Genomic DNA, 1441 nt, shown 5'->3' with positions numbered 1-1441 from the left:
GTACTAACGCTTGTCGTTGGGAATACAAGACAGAAGCTGCGAAAGAAGACGAAAACGGTCAGATCGTTGAAGCTAACCCTACCGGCGTTGCTATTCAAGAAGAAAGCGCAAGGTATTGAAGTTCAAGTATTCTTCGATGTAGAAGCGGATCCAACACTGTCTGTTGTTGAGAAAGGCGCTGAAGCAATGAAGAGCTTCCAACCTGACGTAATCCTTGCTCTAGGTGGCGGTTCTCCAATGGATGCTGCTAAGATCATGTGGGTTATGTACGAGCACCCAGAAACTCACTTCGAAGAACTAGCAATGCGCTTTATGGATATCCGTAAACGTATCTACAAGTTCCCTAAAATGGGTAAAAAAGCTGAGCTAGTATGTATCACTACTACTTCAGGTACGGGTTCAGAAGTTACGCCATTCGCGGTTGTTACTGACGACAAAACAGGTGCTAAGTACCCGCTAGCGGATTACGAAATCACGCCAAACATGGCTGTTGTTGATGCTAACCTAGTAATGAACATGCCTAAGTCTCTGACAGCGTTCGGTGGTTACGATGCAGTAACTCACGCTCTTGAAGCTTACGTATCAGTTCTTGCGAACGAATACTCAGATGGTCAAGCTCTACAAGCTCTTAAGATGCTTAAAGAATACCTACCATCAAGCTACAAAAACGGTTCAGCAGACCCAATCGCTCGTGAGAAAGTACACAACGCTGCAACGATTGCTGGTATTGCCTTTGCGAACGCATTCCTAGGTGTATGTCACTCAATGGCTCACAAAATTGGTGCTGAGTTCCACCTACCACACGGTCTTGCAAACGCACTACTTATCTCAAACGTTGTACGTTACAACGCGAACGATAACCCAACTAAGCAGACTGCATTCTCTCAGTACGACCGCCCACAAGCACGTCGTCGTTATGCTGAAGTTGCTGACCACCTAGGCCTAAGCCAAGCTGGTGACCGTACTGCTCAGAAGATTGAACGTCTACTGACTTGGTTAGAAGAGCTTAAAGTTGACCTAGACATCCCACTGTCTATCCAGGCTGCGGGTGTTAACGAGTCTGACTTCATCGCTAAACTAGACGAGCTAGCTGTTGAAGCGTTCGATGACCAGTGTACAGGTGCTAACCCACGTTACCCTCTAATCACTGAGCTTAAAGAAGTTCTAACAACGTCTTACTTCGGTAAAGCATACGTTGAAGGTGAAACTTTTGAAGGTACGACTGTAATTTTGAAGAAAGCTGACCAAAAGCCAGCTGAAGAAAAAGCAGCACCAAAAGCTAAAAAAGAAAAAGCTAACGCATAATAAGTAAGCATTAGTTTGAGATAGGTTTTCGCTAGCACGATACTTATCTATCGGGAAATTCAAAGCCCCAACCGAAAGGTTGGGGCTTTTTTTATGTGAATTGAAATAGGTCTATTTTTTATTATCCATTTACACC

The 1441-nt window shown here is 44.5% G+C and carries 1 pseudogene; it reads left to right on the top strand.

The window, feature by feature from the left end:
- Positions 1-1305: pseudogene (locus AB4653_RS09320) on the top strand (iron-containing alcohol dehydrogenase); the annotation flags it as partial.
- Between the last annotated feature and the right edge of the window lie 136 nt (positions 1306-1441).

This window comes from Vibrio sp. 10N.222.48.A3 (assembly GCF_041475345.1).
Taxonomy (GTDB): Bacteria; Pseudomonadota; Gammaproteobacteria; order Enterobacterales; family Vibrionaceae; genus Vibrio; species Vibrio tasmaniensis_A.
Note: the sequence above shows the minus strand (reverse complement) of the source record. Positions and strands in the feature narration are given on the sequence as shown.